The organism is Pseudomonas saliphila, from assembly GCF_008638345.1.
Taxonomy (GTDB): Bacteria; Pseudomonadota; Gammaproteobacteria; order Pseudomonadales; family Pseudomonadaceae; genus Halopseudomonas; species Halopseudomonas saliphila.
Genome location: NZ_VTVA01000006.1, coordinates 206194 through 225578, shown reverse-complemented (window position 1 = coordinate 225578; position 19385 = coordinate 206194). Strand labels below are relative to the sequence as shown.

The 19385-nt window shown below is 60.6% G+C and carries 15 protein-coding genes and 1 pseudogene; 12 read left to right on the top strand and 4 right to left on the bottom strand.

Annotated features, from left to right (window positions below; translation table 11 throughout):
* Position 1 precedes the first annotated feature (1 nt).
* The 4 genes from FHK95_RS09215 (at position 2) to atzF (ending at position 6877) form a co-directional block, all read left to right on the top strand.
* Complete coding sequence (locus FHK95_RS09215; protein ID WP_150304312.1) at positions 2–730, top strand: urea amidolyase associated protein UAAP1; 729 nt, start codon at positions 2–4, stop codon at positions 728–730.
* Positions 731–740: 10 nt separating this feature from the next.
* The gene (locus tag FHK95_RS09210) at positions 741–1373 is read left to right on the top strand and encodes an urea amidolyase associated protein UAAP2 (RefSeq protein WP_150304311.1); all 633 of its coding nucleotides are present in this window, start codon (positions 741–743) and stop codon (positions 1371–1373) included.
* Between the two features lie 78 nt (positions 1374–1451).
* Complete coding sequence (gene uca / locus FHK95_RS09205; protein WP_150304310.1) at positions 1452–5078, top strand: urea carboxylase; 3627 nt, start codon at positions 1452–1454, stop codon at positions 5076–5078.
* A complete protein-coding gene (atzF, locus tag FHK95_RS09200) occupies positions 5069–6877 on the top strand; it encodes an allophanate hydrolase (protein WP_150304309.1) in 1809 nt (602 codons plus the stop codon). Before uca ends, atzF begins: the two co-directional genes overlap by 10 nt.
* A gap of 63 nt (positions 6878–6940) precedes the next feature.
* Here atzF and FHK95_RS09195 read toward each other — a convergent pair whose 3' ends face one another.
* Positions 6941–7378: a VOC family protein gene (locus FHK95_RS09195; protein WP_150304308.1), complete on the bottom strand. Its 438-nt coding sequence runs from the start codon at positions 7376–7378 to the stop codon at positions 6941–6943.
* Positions 7379–7496: 118 nt separating this feature from the next.
* Positions 7497–8618, bottom strand: a complete 1122-nt coding sequence (locus FHK95_RS09190) for a DUF2855 family protein (RefSeq protein WP_150304307.1) — start codon at positions 8616–8618, stop codon at positions 7497–7499.
* A gap of 79 nt (positions 8619–8697) precedes the next feature.
* On the opposite strand from FHK95_RS09190, the gene FHK95_RS09185 reads away from it, so the two are divergent.
* Positions 8698–9330, top strand: a complete 633-nt coding sequence (locus tag FHK95_RS09185) for a TetR/AcrR family transcriptional regulator (RefSeq protein WP_150304306.1) — start codon at positions 8698–8700, stop codon at positions 9328–9330.
* 334 nt (positions 9331–9664) lie between these two features.
* Here the strand turns inward: FHK95_RS09185 and FHK95_RS09180 are convergent, their stop codons facing one another.
* On the bottom strand, positions 9665–10078 hold the full coding sequence (locus FHK95_RS09180; RefSeq protein WP_150304305.1) for a group II truncated hemoglobin: 414 nt from the start codon (positions 10076–10078) through the stop codon (positions 9665–9667).
* 36 nt (positions 10079–10114) lie between these two features.
* Positions 10115–10504 (bottom strand): lysozyme inhibitor LprI family protein, encoded by a 390-nt coding sequence (locus FHK95_RS09175; protein ID WP_178114752.1) that lies wholly within the window; start codon positions 10502–10504, stop codon positions 10115–10117.
* 94 nt (positions 10505–10598) lie between these two features.
* On the opposite strand from FHK95_RS09175, the gene FHK95_RS09170 reads away from it, so the two are divergent.
* The 7 genes and pseudogenes from FHK95_RS09170 (at position 10599) to FHK95_RS09140 (ending at position 19379) form a co-directional block, all read left to right on the top strand.
* Positions 10599–10811 (top strand): hypervirulence associated TUDOR domain-containing protein, encoded by a 213-nt coding sequence (locus FHK95_RS09170; RefSeq protein WP_150304303.1) that lies wholly within the window; start codon positions 10599–10601, stop codon positions 10809–10811.
* A 2-nt stretch (positions 10812–10813) separates the two neighbouring features.
* Positions 10814–11401, top strand: a complete 588-nt coding sequence (locus FHK95_RS09165; RefSeq protein WP_150304302.1) for a DUF488 domain-containing protein — start codon at positions 10814–10816, stop codon at positions 11399–11401.
* Between the two features lie 84 nt (positions 11402–11485).
* On the top strand, positions 11486–13165 hold the full coding sequence (gene ilvD, locus FHK95_RS09160) for a dihydroxy-acid dehydratase (RefSeq protein ID WP_150304301.1): 1680 nt from the start codon (positions 11486–11488) through the stop codon (positions 13163–13165).
* Between the two features lie 23 nt (positions 13166–13188).
* Positions 13189–13632: a pyrimidine dimer DNA glycosylase/endonuclease V gene (locus FHK95_RS09155; protein ID WP_150304300.1), complete on the top strand. Its 444-nt coding sequence runs from the start codon at positions 13189–13191 to the stop codon at positions 13630–13632.
* A 122-nt stretch (positions 13633–13754) separates the two neighbouring features.
* Complete coding sequence (locus tag FHK95_RS09150; RefSeq protein ID WP_150304299.1) at positions 13755–14966, top strand: nitrate/nitrite transporter; 1212 nt, start codon at positions 13755–13757, stop codon at positions 14964–14966.
* 415 nt (positions 14967–15381) lie between these two features.
* Positions 15382–16590 (top strand): annotated as a pseudogene (locus FHK95_RS09145) (NAD(P)/FAD-dependent oxidoreductase); the annotation flags it as partial.
* A gap of 89 nt (positions 16591–16679) precedes the next feature.
* Positions 16680–19379, top strand: coding sequence for a nitrate reductase (locus tag FHK95_RS09140; RefSeq protein WP_150304297.1), 2700 nt, complete (start codon positions 16680–16682; stop codon positions 19377–19379).
* The last annotated feature ends 6 nt before the right edge of the window (positions 19380–19385 follow it).

The window sequence follows — 19385 nt, the reverse complement described above, 5'->3', positions numbered from 1 at the left end:
CATGACTGCTGAACTGACTCTACGTCCTACCTTGTACGAGGAAACCGTCCCCGGTGGCGGTCATACCTCATTCGTGCTCAAGCGTGGCCAATTGCTGCGCATCACCGATCCCCAGGGCGGCGCGAACGTCAGCCTGATGCTGCTCAATGCGCATGAAAAGAGCGAGCGGCTGAACCTGCCCGATACGTTGAAAGGCCAGCACACCGCCAGACTCACCGCCGGCCATTGCCTGTACTCAGATATGGGCCGGGTACTGGCAGCCATTACCGCGGACAGCTGCGGCTGGCATGACAGCTTTGGCGGCGTGCTCAACGCAGCAGAGACCGCGGAAAAATACGGCCAGGGCCGCTACCAGGAGCTGCGCAACGGTTTCTATCGCAACGGTCATGACAATTTGCTGGTGGAAATGGGCAAGTGGAACCTCAACCAGCAGGACCTGCTGATGACCCTCAACCTGTTTAGCCGGATCAATGTGGACGCTGATGGCTGCTTCGAATTTGTCACCGGCAACTCGAAAGCCGGCGACTACATCGAACTCTACGCGCCCATGGACAGCCTGGTGATTCTGACCCCCCTGCAGCATCCGATGGACCCTAATCCAGCCTATGACCCGCGCCCGATACAGCTCAGCTGGCATCAGATCGAGAGCGACGGCATCACTGTGCTCTGCCGCACCTCGCGCCCGGAGAACAGCCGGGGTTTCCACAACACTGAACGACTCTATGTCTAGGGGATCCGAGATGATTACCGCAAGCGAAAAACATCCCGAAGCCGCCGTGTATCAGGCCACCATCCCCGCAGGTGAGCCCTTCCTGTTCGACATCAAGGCGGGCCAGACACTGCGCCTGCTCGACCTGGAGGGCAATCAGGCAGTCGATACCCTGTTCTTCAGCGCAGCCAACCCGCGCGAACGCTTCGATCCACAGCGCACCCTGCGCAAACAGAACCGCGTGTACCTGACCACCGGGACGGTGCTCTATTCCAACCTGGGCAATCCGCTGCTGACCATCGTCGCCGACACCTGTGGCCGGCACGACACCCTTGGCGGCGCCTGCGCGCAGGAAAGCAACACCGTGCGCTACTCGCTGGACAAGCGCTACATGCACAGTTGCCGGGATAACTTCCTGCGCGCCTGTCTCACTGATGGGCGTCTGGACAAACGCGATATCGGCGCAAATATCAACTTCTTCATGAACGTGCCAGTGACCAGCGAGGGCGGCCTGACCTTTGAAGATGGCATTTCCGCTGCGGGCAAATATGTCGAGTTGCAGGCACACATGGACATCATCGTGCTGATCTCCAACTGCCCGCAGCTGAACAACCCCTGCAATGCCTATAACCCGACGCCGGCACAGGTGTTGGTCTGGGACTGACTGATCGATCAACCACGGACGACCGTGGTGCAGAAGATAAAAGCGGGACGGCCCGCCTACCCTCTCGAGGGAACTGCCATGTTCGACAAACTGCTTATTGCCAACCGCGGGGCCATTGCCTGCCGCATTCTGCGTACCCTTCGCCAACTCGACGTAAAAGGTGTCGCGGTCTATTCCGAAGCCGACGCCGCCAGCCTGCATATTCAGCAAGCCGATGAAGCTCATAGTCTCGGCGAAGGCCCTGCGACCGGAACCTACCTGGCCGTGGACAAGATACTCGGCATTGCTCAGGCCAACGGCGTCCAGGCTATCCATCCCGGCTACGGCTTTTTATCCGAAAATGCGGCCTTCGCCGAAGCCTGCGAAGCGGTCGGTATCGCCTTTATCGGCCCGACGCCGGAGCAACTGCGCGTGTTCGGTTTGAAGCACACCGCTCGCGCGCTGGCCAAACAGCACAATGTACCGCTGCTCGAAGGCACCGAGCTGCTCGACAGCCTGGAAACAGCCCTGACCGCCAGCGCTCAGATCGGCTACCCGGTGATGCTCAAGAGCACCGCTGGCGGTGGCGGGATTGGCATGCGGGTGTGTAATACCGAACGTGAACTCAGTGAAGCCTTCGAAGCCGTCAAGCGGCTCGGACAGAACAACTTCAGTGACGCGGGCGTGTTCATCGAGAAGTACATCCAGCACGCCCGCCATCTGGAGGTGCAGATATTCGGTGACGGCCAGGGCGAGGTGATTGCTCTGGGCGTACGCGACTGCTCGGTTCAGCGGCGCAACCAAAAGGTGCTGGAAGAAACGCCCGCACCCAATCTTCCCGACGGCATGGCCGAGGCCTTGTGCCAGGCGGCCATCAAGCTCGGCGAAGCGGTGAAGTATCGCAGCGCCGGCACCGTGGAATTTGTCTACGACGGCGATGCCGAGCAGTTCTATTTCCTGGAAGTGAACACCCGCCTTCAGGTCGAGCACGGCGTTACCGAACAGGTATGGGGCGTTGATCTGGTGCGCTGGATGGTGGAACTGGCGGCTGGCGACCTGGCGCCACTGTCCACGCTGGCACAGTCGCTCAAGCCAGAGGGTCATGCTATTCAGGCGCGGCTGTATGCCGAAGATCCGGGGCGCGACTTTCAACCGAGCCCGGGGCTGCTCACTGCAGTCGACTTCCCGCATGCCGATGGCAAGCAGCTGCGTATTGATACCTGGGTCGAAGCGGGCTGCGAAATCCCGCCGTATTTCGATCCGATGATTGCCAAGGTCATCAGCTGGGCTGAATCCCGGGCGTCGGCCAGCGCCGGCCTCGACGCCGCGCTGGCAGACATCACGCTGTATGGCGTAGAAACCAACCGCGACTATCTGCGGCAGATTTTAGCCGATATGCCCTTTGCCAGCGGCGCGCCCTGGACCCGTTGCCTGGAGCAACTGGAATACCGGGCCACTACCTTCGAAGTGCTGAGCGCCGGAACCCAGACCACCGTGCAGGACTATCCCGGCCGGCTGGGTTACTGGGCCGTCGGCGTCCCGCCCTCAGGCCCGATGGACAGCCGTGCCCTGCGCCTGGGCAATACCCTGCTGGGCAATGACGCAGACGCGGCCGGCCTGGAAATAACCATGAGCGGCCCCAGCCTGCGCTTCAATACTGATGCGGTAATCGCTGTAACCGGCGCGCCTCTGCCGATCAAGCTGGACGGTATCGAACAACCCATGGCCACCGCGCTATTGGTGTCGGCTGGCAGCGTGTTGACGCTGGGGACCATTGCCGGCACGGGCGCACGCAGCTATCTGTGCGTGCGCGGCGGGCTGCAGGTGCCGGACTACCTTGGCAGCAAGAGCACCTTCACCCTGGGCCAGTTCGGCGGCCACGGTGGTCGCGCCCTGCGGGCCGGTGACGTCCTGCATCTCGCCCCGCTTGATGACACATCTGTCGGTGCAAGCCTGCCAGGCGAGCTGCTGGGTGAGCTTCCGGAAGTGCGCGAGATCCGCGTCATCTACGGGCCCCATGGCGCGCCGGAATACTTCACTGATAACTACATAAAGACCTTCTTCACCACCCATTGGGAGGTGCATTTCAACTCCAGCCGGACCGGCGTGCGACTGATCGGCCCCAACCCTGAGTGGGTCCGCGACAGTGGCGGCGAAGCCGGGTTGCATCCCTCCAATATCCATGACAACCCCTACGCCATCGGTGCCGTGGATTTCACCGGCGACATGCCGGTGATCCTGGGGCCGGATGGGCCCAGTCTCGGCGGGTTCGTCTGCCCGGTGACGGTGATCGAGGCTGACCTCTGGCAACTTGGCCAGCTCAAGGCCGGCGACAAGGTACGGTTCGTACCGGTGTCCGTTGATATTGCGCGCAGCCTGGCACGCACAATGAACGCGGAATGCGCCAGCCTGCAGCCACAGCCTTCCCAGAAAACCGACGATCTCGCCGTGCCTGAGCTGTGCTCACCGATCGTTCTGGATCTGGGACAGCACGACAAACGGCTGGTTGCGCGGCTGGCCGGCGATACGCACCTGCTGATGGAAATTGGTGATGCCGAGCTCGACCTGGTGCTGCGCTTTCGCGGGCACGCCCTGATGCAGGCGCTGGAAGCCAGACAACTGGACGGCGTGATCGATCTGACGCCCGGCATCCGCTCCCTGCAGGTGCATTATCAGCCGGAGACGCTGCCCCTCGCGTCGCTGCTGGAGACCATCACAGGCCTGTGGGATCAGGTCTGTGAGACTGACAACCTCAAGGTGCCGTCGCGCATCGTGCATCTGCCGCTGTCCTGGGACGACCCGGCCTGCCAGCTGGCCATCGAGAAATACATGACCACGGTGCGCAAGGATGCGCCCTGGTGCCCGAGCAACCTGGAGTTCATTCGCCGGATCAACGACCTGCCCGATCTGGATGCGGTACACCGCACAGTATTTGACGCCAGCTATCTGGTCATGGGCCTGGGCGATGTGTATCTGGGTGCGCCCGTGGCGACGCCCCTGGACCCGCGCCATCGTCTGGTGACGACCAAATACAACCCGGCGCGCACCTGGACGGCGGAAAACTCGGTGGGCATTGGTGGCGCCTATATGTGCGTCTACGGCATGGAAGGTCCCGGTGGCTATCAGTTCGTCGGCCGTACCCTGCAGATGTGGAACCGCTACCGCGAAGTCGCGGCCTTTGATGGCAAGCCGTGGCTGCTGCGCTTCTTCGATCAGATCCGTTTCTATCCTGTTTCCGCTGACGAGCTGCTGCGCATTCGCCGCGACTTCCCGCTCGGCCGCTTCGACCTGGAGATCGAACACAGCGAATTGTCCCTGGCTGACTACCAGGCCTTTCTCGACCGTGAAGCATCCGAAATCGGTGATTTTCGTACCCAGCAGCGCTCGGCGTTCAGTGCCGAACGCGAGCGCTGGATTGCATCCGGGCAGGCTGACTATCAGAGTGTTGAACCAGCGCCGGAACCCGAAGAGAACGCTCCGCTTGAAGCAGGCCAGCACAGTGTCGAAAGCCATATTGCCGGTAACCTGTGGCAGGTACAGGTTGAGCCCGGCGCTGTCGTCAAGGCTGGCGACGTGCTGGTCATTCTTGAATCAATGAAAATGGAAATCCCGCTTACTGCGCCCCACGACGGGATCGTGCGTGAGGTCCGGGTTCAGCCCGGTTCAGCCGTGCGAGCCGGTCAGCGGGTGATCGTTCTGGAAGAGGTCCGTGAAACATGCCAGTAAATACCTTTGATCTGCGTCTGGACACCCTGCGCCTCGCTTACCGCGAAGGTCAGTTGACCCCGCGCGAACTGATACGCAGCCTGCGCGACCGGGCCGCCGCCCTGAACCCGGACTTCAACCTGTTCATCCATCTGCTCAGCCCAGCCGAACTGGAGCCCTATCTGGATGCGCTGGACGGCAAGCAACCTGCCGAGCTGCCCCTGTTCGGCGTGCCCTTCGCCATCAAGGACAACATTGATCTGGCCGGGGTGCCAACCACCGCCGCCTGCCCCGCCTTTGCCTACACACCGGACCGCAGCGCTACGCTGGTTGAGCAGTTGATCGCCCTTGGCGCGATTCCGCTGGGCAAGACCAACCTGGATCAGTTTGCTACAGGACTTAACGGCACGCGTTCGCCCTATGGTGAATGCCGCAACAGCGTGCATCCGGAGTATCCCTCTGGTGGATCCAGTGCCGGGTCCTCACTCGCCGTTGCCCTTGGCGTGGCCAGTTTCGCGCTGGGTACCGACACCGCCGGATCCGGCCGGGTGCCGGCAGCGCTGAACAATCTGGTCGGGCTCAAACCCAGCAAGGGATTGCTGTCCACCGCCGGCGTCGTACCGGCCTGTCGCACACTGGACTGCGTGACCTACTTTGCCGCCACCGCGCAGGAAGCCAGCCAGCTGCTAGCGCTCACTGCCAAGGTCGATCCGCGTGACCAATACAGCCGCAAGAATCCGCTGTGGAACGACGGCTCAGCCTTCGGCGCAGTAACGTCTTTCCGCTTTGGCGTACCCAGGCAGCTCGAGTTTCTCGGCTGCGTCGAAAGCCCGGCGTTATTCGATAAGACTATCGCCGATCTTCAAGCCATGGGCGGCGAAGCGGTCGAAATCGATTTTTCACCCTTCCTGGAAGCTGCCAAGCTGTTGTATGAAGGGCCTTGGGTCGCGGAGCGTTACAGCGTTGCCGGAGAACTGATCGAGCAACAACCCGATGCGGTGCTGCCGGTGATTCGCGCCGTGCTTGAACAGGCGCCGGGTACCACGGCGGTGCAAGCGTTTCGTGCCCAGTACCGGTTGCAGGAACTCAAGGCCGTCTGTGATGCAATCATGGCCGACCTCGATTGTGTGCTGACCCCGGCCTTCCCGCGCCCGGTGACGCTGGATGAACTGCACGCCGAACCGGTCAAGCGTAACGCCGACCTGGGTTACTACACCAACTTCATGAACATGCTCGACTTCGCAGCCGTCGCTGTACCGGCGGGGTTCATGGGCAATAACTTGCCTTGGGGCGTCACACTGTTCGGACGTGCCTTTACCGACCAGTACCTGCTCAGCCTGGCAGCCAGCTTGCAGCGTCAGCACGGGTTGTCACTGGTTGGCAGAACCCGGCTCAACGCTCTGCCACCGCAGCAGCCAGCGCGCAATGACCGCGCGCGGCTGGTTGTCTGTGGTGCCCATCTGGAGGGGTTGCCGCTCAACTGGCAACTGCAGCAACGGGGCGGACGGCTTGTCAAAGCCACCCGCAGCTCACCCGACTACCGGCTCTACGCCCTGGCAGGCGGCCCGCCCTATCGTCCCGGCATGGTACGCGTGGCAGAAGATGGCGCAGCCATCGACGTAGAAGTCTGGGAGTTGCCGAGCGGTGAACTGGGATCGTTTCTTACCGGGATACCTGCGCCCTTGGGGCTGGGCAAGGTGCAGCTTGAGGACGGTCGTTGGGAGACCGGATTCATTTGCGAGCCTTATGGTCTGGCAGGTGCCGAGGATATAACCCGCTTCGGTGGGTGGCGCGCTTATCTTGCCGAAAAAAACCGGTAACCGCCCGAGACAGTAGCTGAAAGTGGAGAGTGCTCCGGACCGTCAAACTGCGCCGGACCACTTTCAGTCCGCATCGAAGGTGATATGCACCGACGGAGCGCTACGCTTGGCTTCGCCGTGATAAACGACCTCAATGTTGTTGCCATCGGGGTCCAGCACAAAGGCGGCGTAGTAGCCGGGATGATAGTCCCGATCGCCCGGCGCGCCGTTATCTGTGCCGCCGTTAGCAAGCGCAGCACGATAGAAACGTTCCACCTGTTGAGGGTCTGCCGCTTGAAACGCGAGATGTTGGCGGCCGGTCAGCTCGCCAAGCGCGGCCGGGGAGTCGGCGCTTGATACAACCAGCTCATCGGCCCAGAAGAATCCCTCGCCTCGCCCGCCCAGCGGCACGTCTAAAACGTCCAGCAAAGCAGTATAGAACCGTTCGGCGGCGGCAAGGTCGCGCACGACGAGCTGGATGTGATCGATCAGTCGGCCGCGATATATCTCCAGAGTTTCCATAATGTTCACCTGTGCGGTTTGATTATCGACTTCTCAGGTTAGATCGCGCCCCACCTCCTCGCCAGGTAACACATCGGGCGATCGCCCGTCCCTGGGCGACCAGCAACAGGCGCGATGCTTAGGCCTGTTTTTTCTCGCTGACCGCAACAATGTGCCCGTCGCGCGGATTGACCCGACCTAGAACCAGGTCTTCGATCAGCTGCTGAGCCGATTCGAATCCGGCATGCTGAGCGATATTCATCCAGGGTGCGCTCGGATTACTAACACGGCCGATGAACGCCAGCTGCGCTTCATTGAAACGGCGCGTGACTTCCTTCGGACCCCAGTCGGTGTTGCGTTTCTTGATCTGATAGGGTGCGAAGTAAGGCTGCGGCTGCGGTCCCGGCAGGTCCTGGTCTGCCTTGTCGAGGTGATCCTGCGACTGCGCCGAACCGGCGTAGCAGTTGTAAACCAGAGACTCACCGAAATGCTTATATACACGGGCACGCAGCGCATTATCCCCGGCAAAATCCACATAGAGTGTCGGCACGCTTGGATCCAGTGACTCCAGTTCGTCGTAGGTCACGGCTTTTTCGTAGCAGCCAAGGGAGTCGACAAAGTCACGATTGCCTTTGGAGGTCCAGCCCAGCAGCTTCACATCGTCGCGATTCTCCAGGCAGAAGGCGGTGCCGTAGGCGGTCTTGCTTGACGCGCTGGAAAACAGGATCTGTTTCGCACCGAAGAAGCTGTTGTCCTCGAGGAAGTCAGCGAGCATGAAGGAAGTGATGAACAGGGGCCGCAGAAGCGCCTGATAGGGCTCGTATTCCGGACGATATGCGGCATCGGTGGTGGTGCGCTGGTAATGGTTATAAGCAGAAGTCAGGTCCAGGCGGTGCGGAGCGCCGTCATAGAATCCGCGCTCGCTAACACGCACCGGCTGCATGACCAGGTGCGTCGCGATCGGCCAGTAACCGTAAAAACGCTCGCCGGGCTCCAAGCCTTCAACAGTGGACTCAACTACCTCGGCAAAGCCCCAGGCGGGCATGTGGCCCCAACCTTCAGCCTTGGTCGGGAAGAAACTCCAGTAGCGCAAATGCGGCGTGTCACCAAAGGCGGCATAGGTGATGTTGTTGGCGGTGATCGCCAGATCAGTTATTTTCAACAGCGCTTCGCCGACTTCGAGCTTCGGCAATTCGGACGTCACGAGGCGCGTGCGTTCCAGGGCTGATTTATCGGTTTGCAACTGCGTTACAGTAGTCATATTCATTCCTTCCTGTCAGTGAGGCCAAGGTGCAACGACTGTATCCCATCAATCCGGCTCCCGGGTTCGGTTACCACTGATGCGTAACCGGCCACCGGAACCCCGCACCAAGCCGCTCAAGCGCCCCTCTCAGGCCCGCGCAAAGGTCACGGTGCAGGCGATTTTCGACACCTATGTTCGGATTTGGCAGCGCGATGGCTGGGAGCGTATCAATACCCGCGCCATTGCTCTGGAGTGCGGCATCGCCGTTGGTACGCTGTACGATTACTTCCCCAGCAAGATGGCCTTGCACTCCGGATATATTCGACACTGCATCGAGGCGCTGATTCAGCAAGTTGAGCAAACCGCAGTCGAACCCGAAGAGCTACCTTGGGAAGAGCGCATCCATCGCTTGCTGCAGCTGGTGTGCGGGCTCGAGCGTTCAGGCCTGCCGTGGTATCACCCCAAGTTGCTGGAACTGGAACCGACGGTGGCGGAGCACAAGCACCAGCAACGCGCGCATAACGAGCTCAAGCATATGTGGCAGCGCGTTTTCGAAGCCTGCAAAGACCTGCCCCGGCCGGTCAGCGCTGAAACAATCGAGGCACTGCATCTGGCCGTGTGGGGCGGGCGGCGCTACAGCATCCTGCTGCAGCTTGGCGAGGATGAGGTCCGGAGCTGGGCGGGTGAGATGGAGCGGATGTGTCGGGGGGTGGTTTTGGGGGGTGAGTGAGCGTGGATGCTAGCCATCTCACCGGCTGCTACGCTTTATTGGATGGTGAGTTGCTGGAACCGATGCGTAAGGGTCATGCTTCATATTCTGCTGGTATACCGCTNAAGGGTCATGCTTCATATTCTGCTGGTATACCGCTATCGCCGCGGGTCGCGCCTCCCACAAATTAGGCGGCAGATGCTTCTCTGAGCTCTTGTGTTTGGCTCTGGCCCCGGATTATCGGTCAGTCACGTAATTTTCTAATATTTGCTTAGTTTCCCGTGGGAGGCGCGACCCGCGGCGATGGCGGCCGCAGGACGCCCGGGGTTTGGTTCCGCGCTACTCGGGCTAGACCCTATAGATCCCGCACCGCCCGCGAAGCCAACACAATCCTGTCTGCCGGCACCCGCAACTGCGTCATCAGATACTCCTTGAACGCCCCCGACCAATCCTGCCGCTCGATAGCATCCGCCATACAGCTCAGCCAGATATCCCGCTCGGCCTCGTGAATAGCCCAACGCGCGTGAAAGGATGGAATACTGATCTGGCCGTAACGCTCGCGATATAGTCGCGGCCCTCCCAGCCAGCCACAGAGAAAACGAGTCAGTTTGTCCCGCGCCTCGCTGAGATCTTCCGGATACAGACGGCGGACCTCTGCTGCTCCCTCAAAGCCATCCATGGTCTGATAGAAATCGTCCACCAACTGACGGATGCCTTCATAGCCTCCGGCGGCCTGGTACGAGGCGTCACCCTCACCGAATTGCGGCATTCTCTAATTCCTTATTCAACGTGCCGAGCTTACCCATTAATCAAGAAAACCCTTGAGCTGCTGTTCGCGCTTCTGCGCATGGTCGGTCATGCATAACTGGTAGGCCGGTATGCGTATTGAACCGCCCTGGTTGAGCGCGAAGCGAGCATCGCAATCGGTCTTGCGAAATGCCGCCCATTGATCCTGCGCATGGACCAGCAATTCACGCGTTTCAAGTGCATGGGGATTGTTCTGGGGGTGGGATTCGAGCTCATCAAGCAGTGCTCTTAACGTCTCGTCGAGGCGTGCGTCAGCGCGTTCACTTTCCTGCGTCACGCAGTCGATGATGTCTGCATCCGAAATAAATTGGCCGCATTCGCTGCCAGCCATAGCCTGCGATGACAACACCAGCATGCTGCCCGCGATTACCGATTTCATTTGCCCCATGACTTTTGCCCCTTCAACCCGGTCCCCGAAGATTATCAGCAAACCTTCGATCCAGCTGCTTGTCACACAGACAGGCATCGAAAGAGGACATGACATGGCGCATAAATTCAAGGTCGGTGACCACGTCAGCTGGAATTCCGAAGCCGGGCGGGTCAGCGGCACCATTACCAGGGTGCACACCTCCGACACCACGTACAAAGGGCATACCCGGCGAGCAAGTGAAGACGCGCCGCAGTATGAGATCAAGAGCGACAAAACCGATCACATCGCCATGCACAAGGAAGATGCGCTCAGGAAACTGAACTGAATATGACGTTCCCTGAAACCGTCTGGACCATCGGCCATTCAACCCGCTCGATCGAAGAGTTCGTCGCTGTGCTTCAGCACCACGGGATCGAAGCGGTGGCTGACGTGCGCCGCTTCCCCGGCTCACGACGTCTGCCTCAGTTCGGTACAGAAACCTTGCAAGCGAGCCTGGCCGCTCATGACATAAAGTACGAGTTGATCACCGAGCTCGGCGGTCGACGCCGACCCGCCGCAGATTCGGTCAATATCGCCTGGCGCAACACGTCGTTCAGAGGCTATGCCGATCATGTTGCGAGTGACGAATTCCGTGTCGGATTGCGGCGCTTGTGCGATTTTGCTACCCAGTACAGAACCACGATGATGTGCGCTGAGGTGCTATGGTGGCGCTGCCACCGCTCACTGGTATCGGACGTGTTGCAGGTCGCCGGGACACGCATCGTCCACATTCAGGATGAGAAACACTGTACCGAACACCCGTTCACGCGTCCCGCTCGACTGTACAAGGGTGCTCTGACCTACGATTCGAGCAAAGGCGAACCGCTGAACGCGAAAGAGCGAAGCCAGGGCATCCAGACTCAGCTTGATTTATGATGTGCGCTATCGCACTCACCCGGCAGGCACCTCGGCCTGCCCTGTTCTATCTTTAACCCACACTTCTCAGCCGGAGCCTTTCATATGGCGGATAAAAAAGACGACATGCGCAAATACTCATCGCAGGTAGTGGATGGCGTCGCAACCGCCCCGGCTCGCGCCATGCTCCGCGCCGTAGGCTTCACTGAAGAAGATTTCAGCAAACCCCAGGTCGGGATTGCCTCGACCTGGGCAAACGTGACGCCGTGCAACATGCACATCAACCGGCTTGCTGAAGATGCCGGGCGCGGCGTGGATGCCAATGGCGGCAAGAGCGTCATCTTCAACACCATCACCATTTCCGATGGCATCGCCAACGGCACCGAGGGCATGAAGTATTCGCTGGTGTCCCGTGAGGTGATCGCCGATTCGATCGAAACCGTTGCCGGATGCGAAGGCTTCGATGGTCTGGTCGCCATTGGCGGCTGCGACAAGAACATGCCGGGCTGTCTGATCGGTATGGCGCGGCTGAACCGCCCTTCCATTTTTGTGTATGGCGGCACCATCAAACCGGGCGCTAATCACACCGATATCATTTCTGTGTTCGAAGCCGTTGGCCAACATGCCAAGGGCGATATCGACCTGCTGCAAGTGAAGCAGATCGAAGAAACCGCCATTCCCGGTCCCGGTTCCTGCGGCGGCATGTACACCGCCAATACCATGGCCTCGGCAATTGAGGCACTCGGCATGTCGCTGCCCGGTTCGTCTGCGCAGAATGCGGTTTCGCTGGACAAGAGTGAGGACTGCATCAACGCCGGGCGACAAGTGCTCGAGCTGCTCAGACAAGACATCAAGCCGCGGGACATCATGACCCGCAAGGCCTTTGAGAATGCCATCCGTGTGGTGATTGCGCTGGCCGGCTCGACCAACGCGGTGCTGCATCTGTTGGCCATGGCCCATGCGGTGGACGTGGAACTGACCCTGGATGATTTCACCGAGACCGGTAAAACCACCCCGGTGCTCGCCGATCTACGCCCCAGCGGCCAGTACATGATGTCCGAGCTGGTTGAGATTGGCGGTATACAGCCGCTGATGAAGCGTCTGCTGGACGCGGGCTTATTGCACGGCGACACACTGACCGTCACTGGCAAGACGCTGGCTGAAAACCTCGCTGATATTGATGACTATCCCCAGGGCCAGCAGATCATTCGCCCCTTCTCCGACCCTATCAAAAAGGATTCCCATCTGGTGATCCTGCACGGCAACCTGTCACCAGATGGCGCCGTGGCGAAGATCACTGGCAAGGAAGGACTGCAATTTGCAGGCAATGCCCGCGTGTACCACGGGGAGGAAGCCGCGCTGGCCGGCATTCTCGACGGCCAGGTGGTTGCCGGTGACGTTGTGGTAATCCGCTACGAAGGGCCTAAAGGCGGGCCTGGCATGCGCGAGATGCTGTCGCCAACGTCAGCCATCATGGGCAAGGGGCTGGGCAAGGACGTGGCGCTGATTACCGATGGCCGCTTCTCCGGCGGTTCGCACGGTTTTGTCGTCGGCCACATTACGCCGGAAGCCTTCGACGGCGGGCCTATCGCGCTGGTCGAAGACGGCGACCGCATCAGTATCAATGCCGAAACCCGCCAGATCACGCTGGACGTAACAGAGCCTGTGCTTGCCAAGCGCAAGGCGCGATGGCGCAGGCCGAGCCCGCTCTACACCCGCGGGGTACTGGCCAAATACGCAAAGCTGGTGTCCAGTGCCTCCGAGGGTGCGGTCACGGACAAATAGTCCCGCTCAGAACGGTTCCGGGAATGCGACTCTGGACGCTTCATCCGAGATATCTCGATCCAAAAGGCCTCGTAGCGTTGTGGCGTGAAGGCCTGCTGGCGCGTGCTGTGCTGCATAACCAGACCAAGGGTTACAAGCAGCATCCCCAGCTTGAGCGGTTCCGGGCTCATCCGGATCCGCTCGCGGCGATCGATGCGTACCTCGCTGCGGTGCTGGCCGAAGCCACTGCACGGGGGTACCGCTTCGATCGCAGCAAGATCGCCTACACCGGGCCCGTCGCACCCATCGCTGCGACGACTGGCCAGATGGCATGCGAGTGGGCCCATCTGATGAACAAACTGCAAGCCCGTAGTCCCGACTTGCATACACGCTGGCTTGAGATCGCGAACCCCGATTGCCATCCCCTCTTTGTTGTTGCGCCCGGTCCGGTCGCGTCCTGGGAACGGGCGCCCATCGTTTCCGGCTAGGTCCGCTTTCAGCGTCTGCGCAAGCGCCTCGACTCGGTATGACGCAATGCCCGCTCCCCGCTCTGGCACGCAAACTGCACCCTTCAAGGTACATCCATCCCGATAACCTTAAAGGGGAGCATATGAACAAGAGCTTCTGGAACGCAGGTCACACGCCCACGCTGTTTGCCGCCTTTCTCTACTTCGACCTGAGCTTCATGGTCTGGTACTTGCTTGGCCCATTGGCGGTGCAGATCGCCACCGATCTGGACCTGACCGCACAACAGCGGGGCATGATGGTCGCCACGCCAATACTTGCCGGCGCTATTTTGCGGCTGGTTCTAGGCTATCTGGCGGACCGCGCGTCGCCCAAAACTGCAGGGATAACCGGCCAGCTGATAGTGATCAGCGCGCTGCTGTTTGCCTGGCTGATGGGTATCAACAGCTATCAGCAGGCGCTGTTGTTAGGGGTTGGCCTCGGCTTTGCCGGCGCGGCCTTTGCCGTAGCGCTGCCGCTCGCCTCACAGTGGTATCCCCCCGAACATCAAGGCACGGCAATGGGCATTGCCGGCGCGGGCAATTCCGGGACGGTACTCGCGGCGCTGTTTGCGCCAGGTCTCGCCTATCTGTTCGGCTGGCAGAACGTGTTCGGTCTGGCGCTGATTCCACTGGTCGCGACACTGATCATATTCATTCTGGTGGCGCGCAACGCTCCTGCACGCCCCAAGCCCAAGGCGGCGCGTGATTATCTTAAAGCGCTGAGCGACAAGGACAGCTGGTGGTTCATGTTCTTCTACAGCATTACTTTTGGCGGCTTTATCGGGCTGGCCAGTGCCTTACCGGGCTATTTCAATGATCAGTACGGCCTGGACCCAGTCACCGCGGGCTATTACACCGCCGCCTGCGTCATGGCTGGGAGCTTCATGCGCCCCCTCGGCGGCGCGCTGGCAGACCGGGTCGGTGGTGTCACCGCGCTGTCCTGCATGTACGCGGTGGCCGCACTATGCATCGCGATTGTCGGCCTTAATCTATCAAGCTCTTATGCGGCACTGGCCTTGTTCGTTGCGGCCATGCTCGGACTCGGCGCTGGCAATGGCGCTGTATTCCAGCTTGTTCCGCAGCGCTTTCACGGTGAAATCGGCGTCATGACCGGGCTTATCGGTATGGCCGGCGGTGTCGGTGGCTTCGTATTGGCCGCCGGTCTGGGCACGCTCAAGCAGTACACCGGAGATTATCAATTGGCGCTCTGGCTCTTCGCCGGTCTGGGAATGCTCGCCTGGGTGAGCCTGTTGAATGTGAAATACCGCTGGAGGACCACCTGGGGATCGTCGGTAATGACGGCGGCACGGGTTTGATAATGGATGCCGTCTCGACCATTGGCCTCGCCGGTGAGCACTTGCCGGAGTTGAAACCGAGCGCTTTGGGGTGTCGAGTTCCATCTCGACAAATGTGACTTCCCCCAGCGCCGCTGGCCGGGATGGAACCCGGCCCTCCAAAGTAGGTCCCCAACAAGATCAAGCATTCCAGTCGGCCATGGGTTTCGCCGGAACACATCCCATCACTGCGCACCACCAATGCGCATCAAAGCTTCAACGCGGTGCAATTACGGCGCTGAATTCCCGGCACAACGCCTCTAGCCCGCTATTCAGGCCGGCAGCTGACATGGCACAACCTGTGCACTCTTCTCACAGCAAAACGAGGTGTCCATCGGCGCGATGGGCGCTCCCGCTAAACAAGCGCTGAGCACTGCGCGTATAAAAGGAGCACTCCATGCAGAGGCTTAAACTGGTCCTGATTGGCAACGGCATGGCCGGTATTCGCACCCTTGAAGAGCTGATCAAGCTGACTCCGGATATGTACGACATCACGGTGTTCGGTGCCGAGCCGCATCCCAATTACAACCGCATCATGCTGTCCCCCGTACTCGCCGGCGAGCAAACTTTCGACGACATTATTCTCAACGACCTGGACTGGTATCGGGACAACGGTATCCAGCTACACCTTGGTCGCAGAATCGAAAAGATCGATCGCATTCGGCGCCGGGTTATCGCCGACGACGGTACCGAAGCCGAGTATGACCGCCTCGTTCTGGCGACAGGCTCCAGACCCTTCATGCTGCCAGTGCCGGGTAATCACCTGGGCGGCGTGATCGGTTACCGCGATATCGAAGATACCCAGGCCATGCTCAAGATTGCCCGGCGCTACAAGCACGCCGTCGTCATTGGGGGCGGTCTGCTGGGGCTGGAAGCTGCGAACGGCCTGAAGCTGCGCGGCATGAACGTGACGGTTGTGCATATCGGCGAAACCTTGCTCGAACGTCAGCTCGACAAAACCGCCGGCACCCTGCTTCAACAAGCGCTGGAGCAGCGTGGCCTGAACTTTCTGCTACCGAAGTTCACCAGTGAACTGGTCGATGACGGTGCGGGACGGGTGTGCGCCGTGCGGTTCAATGACGGCACCGAAATTCCGGCGGACCTCGTGGTGATGGCGGCGGGCATACGGCCTAATACCGAGTTGGCCGAATCCGCCGGGCTGGCCTGCAATCGCGGCATTCTGGTCAACGACACCCTCCAAACCTTTGATCCACGCATCTACGCGATCGGTGAATGCGTCAGCCATCGCGGCATCGCCTATGGGCTAGTGGCGCCGCTGTTCGAGCAGGCCAAGGTCTGCGCCAACCACCTCGCCATGCTGGGCTTCGGTCGTTATCAGGGCTCAGTCACGTCGACCAAGCTCAAGGTGACCGGGATCGACCTGTTCTCCGCCGGCGATTTCCTCGGCGATCAGGAGTGCGAATTCATCACCCTTTCTGACCCTATCCGCGGCGTATACAAGAAGTTGGTGATCAGGAAGGACGTTCTTGTTGGGGCCTGTCTCTACGGTGACACGTCCGACAGCGGATGGTATGTCCGTCTGATTCAGAACGGGCAGGACATCAGTGAGATCCGCCACCATTTGATGTTTGGCGAAGCCAGTCTGGCCGCACAGCCCGCCGGCGAAATACGCCGCATCGATACCAGCGCTCAGCGCCAGACCGCCAGCAACGCAGAACCGTTGAGAGCCATAGCATGACCTTCAAAACCGCGTCCACCTGCTGCTACTGCGGCGTCGGCTGCGGCGTGCTGATCGAGCATGATGGCGAACGCATTCTGGATGTGCAGGGCGATCCGACCCACCCCGCCAATTACGGACGCCTGTGCACCAAGGGCTCGACGTTGCACAAGACCGGCGATCTGGCGGCCCGCGCCCTCTACCCGCAATTGCGCCTCGGCAAGGGGCTCGCACGCACGCGCGTCGACTGGGATTCTGCCATGGGCCATGCGGCTCAGATGTTCGGACAGGCAATTGCCGAACACGGTCCCGACAGCGTCGCGTTCTATATTTCCGGACAGCTGTTGACCGAGGATTACTACGCCTTCAACAAGCTGGCACGCGCCCTGATCGGCACCAATAATATCGACAGCAACTCACGGCTGTGCATGTCCAGTGCGGTGGTAGGCTACAAACGCAGCTTGGGCGCCGATTCACCGCCCTGCTCCTACGAGGACATCGAACGCAGCGACTGCGTGCTGATCGTCGGCAGCAATATGGCCTACGCACACCCGGTGCTGTTTCGCCGGCTGGAGCAGGCCAAGGCCGAGTTTCCGGACAAGCGCATTATTGTGGTCGATCCACGTCGCACCGATACCTGTGAGCTGTCAGACCTGCACCTGCAGATCCAGCCCGGCACCGATGTCGCGCTGTTCCACGGCCTATTGCATCTGCTGGTGCGCGGGAAGCTGATTGACCGTGCTTATATCGATGCACACACCCGGGGCTTCAGCGAACTCGCAGCGCTGGCTGCCGAATACACGCCGGAGAGGGTGAGCACTATCTGCGGCATTCCCCAGGCCGATCTCGAGACGGCTGCGCGCCTGATCGGCAGCGCGCCGAGCTTTCTGTCGCTATGGTGCATGGGCCTGAACCAGTCAACCTCCGGCAGCGCCAAGAACAGCGCACTCATCAACCTGCATCTGGCAACCGGACAGATCGGCAAAGCCGGAAGCGGTCCCTTCTCGTTGACCGGCCAACCCAACGCCATGGGTGGCCGCGAGACCGGCAGCCTGTCGAATCTGCTGCCCGGCCATCGCGACGCCGGCAATGCCGAGCATCGTGACGAAGTGGCGGATTACTGGGGCGTCGATCATCTGCCTTGCACGCCGGGGCTGAGTGCCATCGAACTGTTCGAAGCAGCGCGCAGCGGCCGCATCAAGGCACTCTACATCGCCTGCACCAACCCCGCTCAATCCCTGCCGGACCAGACGCTGGTGCGTGAAGCGCTTGCGGCCTGCCCCTTTGTGATCGTGCAGGAGGCCTTCGGTAACACCGAGACCTGCCAATACGCCGATCTGCTGCTACCCGCCGCCAGCTGGGGCGAGAAGCAGGGTTCGGTGACCAATTCCGAGCGACGCATCAGTCATGTACGCGCTGCGATACCTGCGCCCGGGGAAGCGCGCGCGGACTGGAATATCGTCTGCGATTTCGCCCGTCGGCTGGAAAAACAACTGCGCCCGGGGCAGGCAAGTCTGTTTGATTTCAGCGCACCGGACGAGCTGTTTGATGAGTTCATCGGTCTGACCCGGGGCCGCGACCTTGACTACAGCGGTTTGAGCCATGCAATGATCGACGAGCTGGGGCCGCAGCAATGGCCCTTCCCTGTTGGCGCGACTGTCGGAACGCGACGGCTGTATGCCAATGGCCGTTTTCCCACCGATGACCGGCGCGCGCGTTTTCTGCATGAGCCCTATTTGCCGGCCATCGAACAACGCGACTCAGAATTTCCTCTCACACTGAATACCGGCCGTCTGCGTGATCAATGGCATGGCATGAGCCGCACCGGTACCGCGGCGCAACTCTTCGGGCATGTCGATCAGGCGCAGCTGAGCCTGCATCCAGACGACCTTGAACGACGCCACCTCAGCGACGGCCAGCTGGTGAAGGTAACCAGCCGGCGGGGCGAGCTGATTCTCCCCGTGCTGGCGGATGATCAGCTGCGGCCCGGCCAGGCGTTTATTCCCATGCATTGGGGTGACCGTTATCTGAAAGGCCTCGGAGTCAACGTGCTGACCCAGCCGGCGTTCGATCCGTTGTCCAAACAGCCCGAGCTCAAGCACACCGGCATTGATGTGCAGCCGGTTGCGCTGGCGTGGGAGCTTTTCGTTCTGGTGGAAGGCGATGTGCAACAGCGGTTCGACGCGCTGCGCCCGCTGTGCGAGCAGTTTGATTTCGCCAGCTTCGCACTGACGGGCCGCGATCGGCCGGCCTTGCTGATCCGCGCTGCACACACAGTCGCACCGGATACGGCCTGGATGGATAACCTCGACCGGCTAATCGGCGTTAACGAAGGGTCCGTGCTGGTGTACGACGATCCTGGTCAGTCCGTTGGCAAGCGCATCCGCATCGAACAGGGACGCATCACCGCTATCCGGCTGACCGGCGAAGCGGTTGCACGCGACTGGCTACGCGGCCTGTGGGAAAGAGGCGAAATCAGCTCACCGTTGCATCGCTGGTTCCTGGCGCCACTGGCATCGCCACCCGGCGGCGGCGCAGCAGCTACGGATAAAACCATCTGCAACTGCATGAACGTCAGCGCCAGCCGAATTCGCGCTGGCGTCGAGCATGGAATGGACTTGCAGGGTTTGAAGGATCAGCTCGGTTGCGGAACGCAATGCGGATCATGCGTTCCTGAAATCAAACGCATGCTAGTGGCTCGTGTGCTTACCACTTGAACCGCA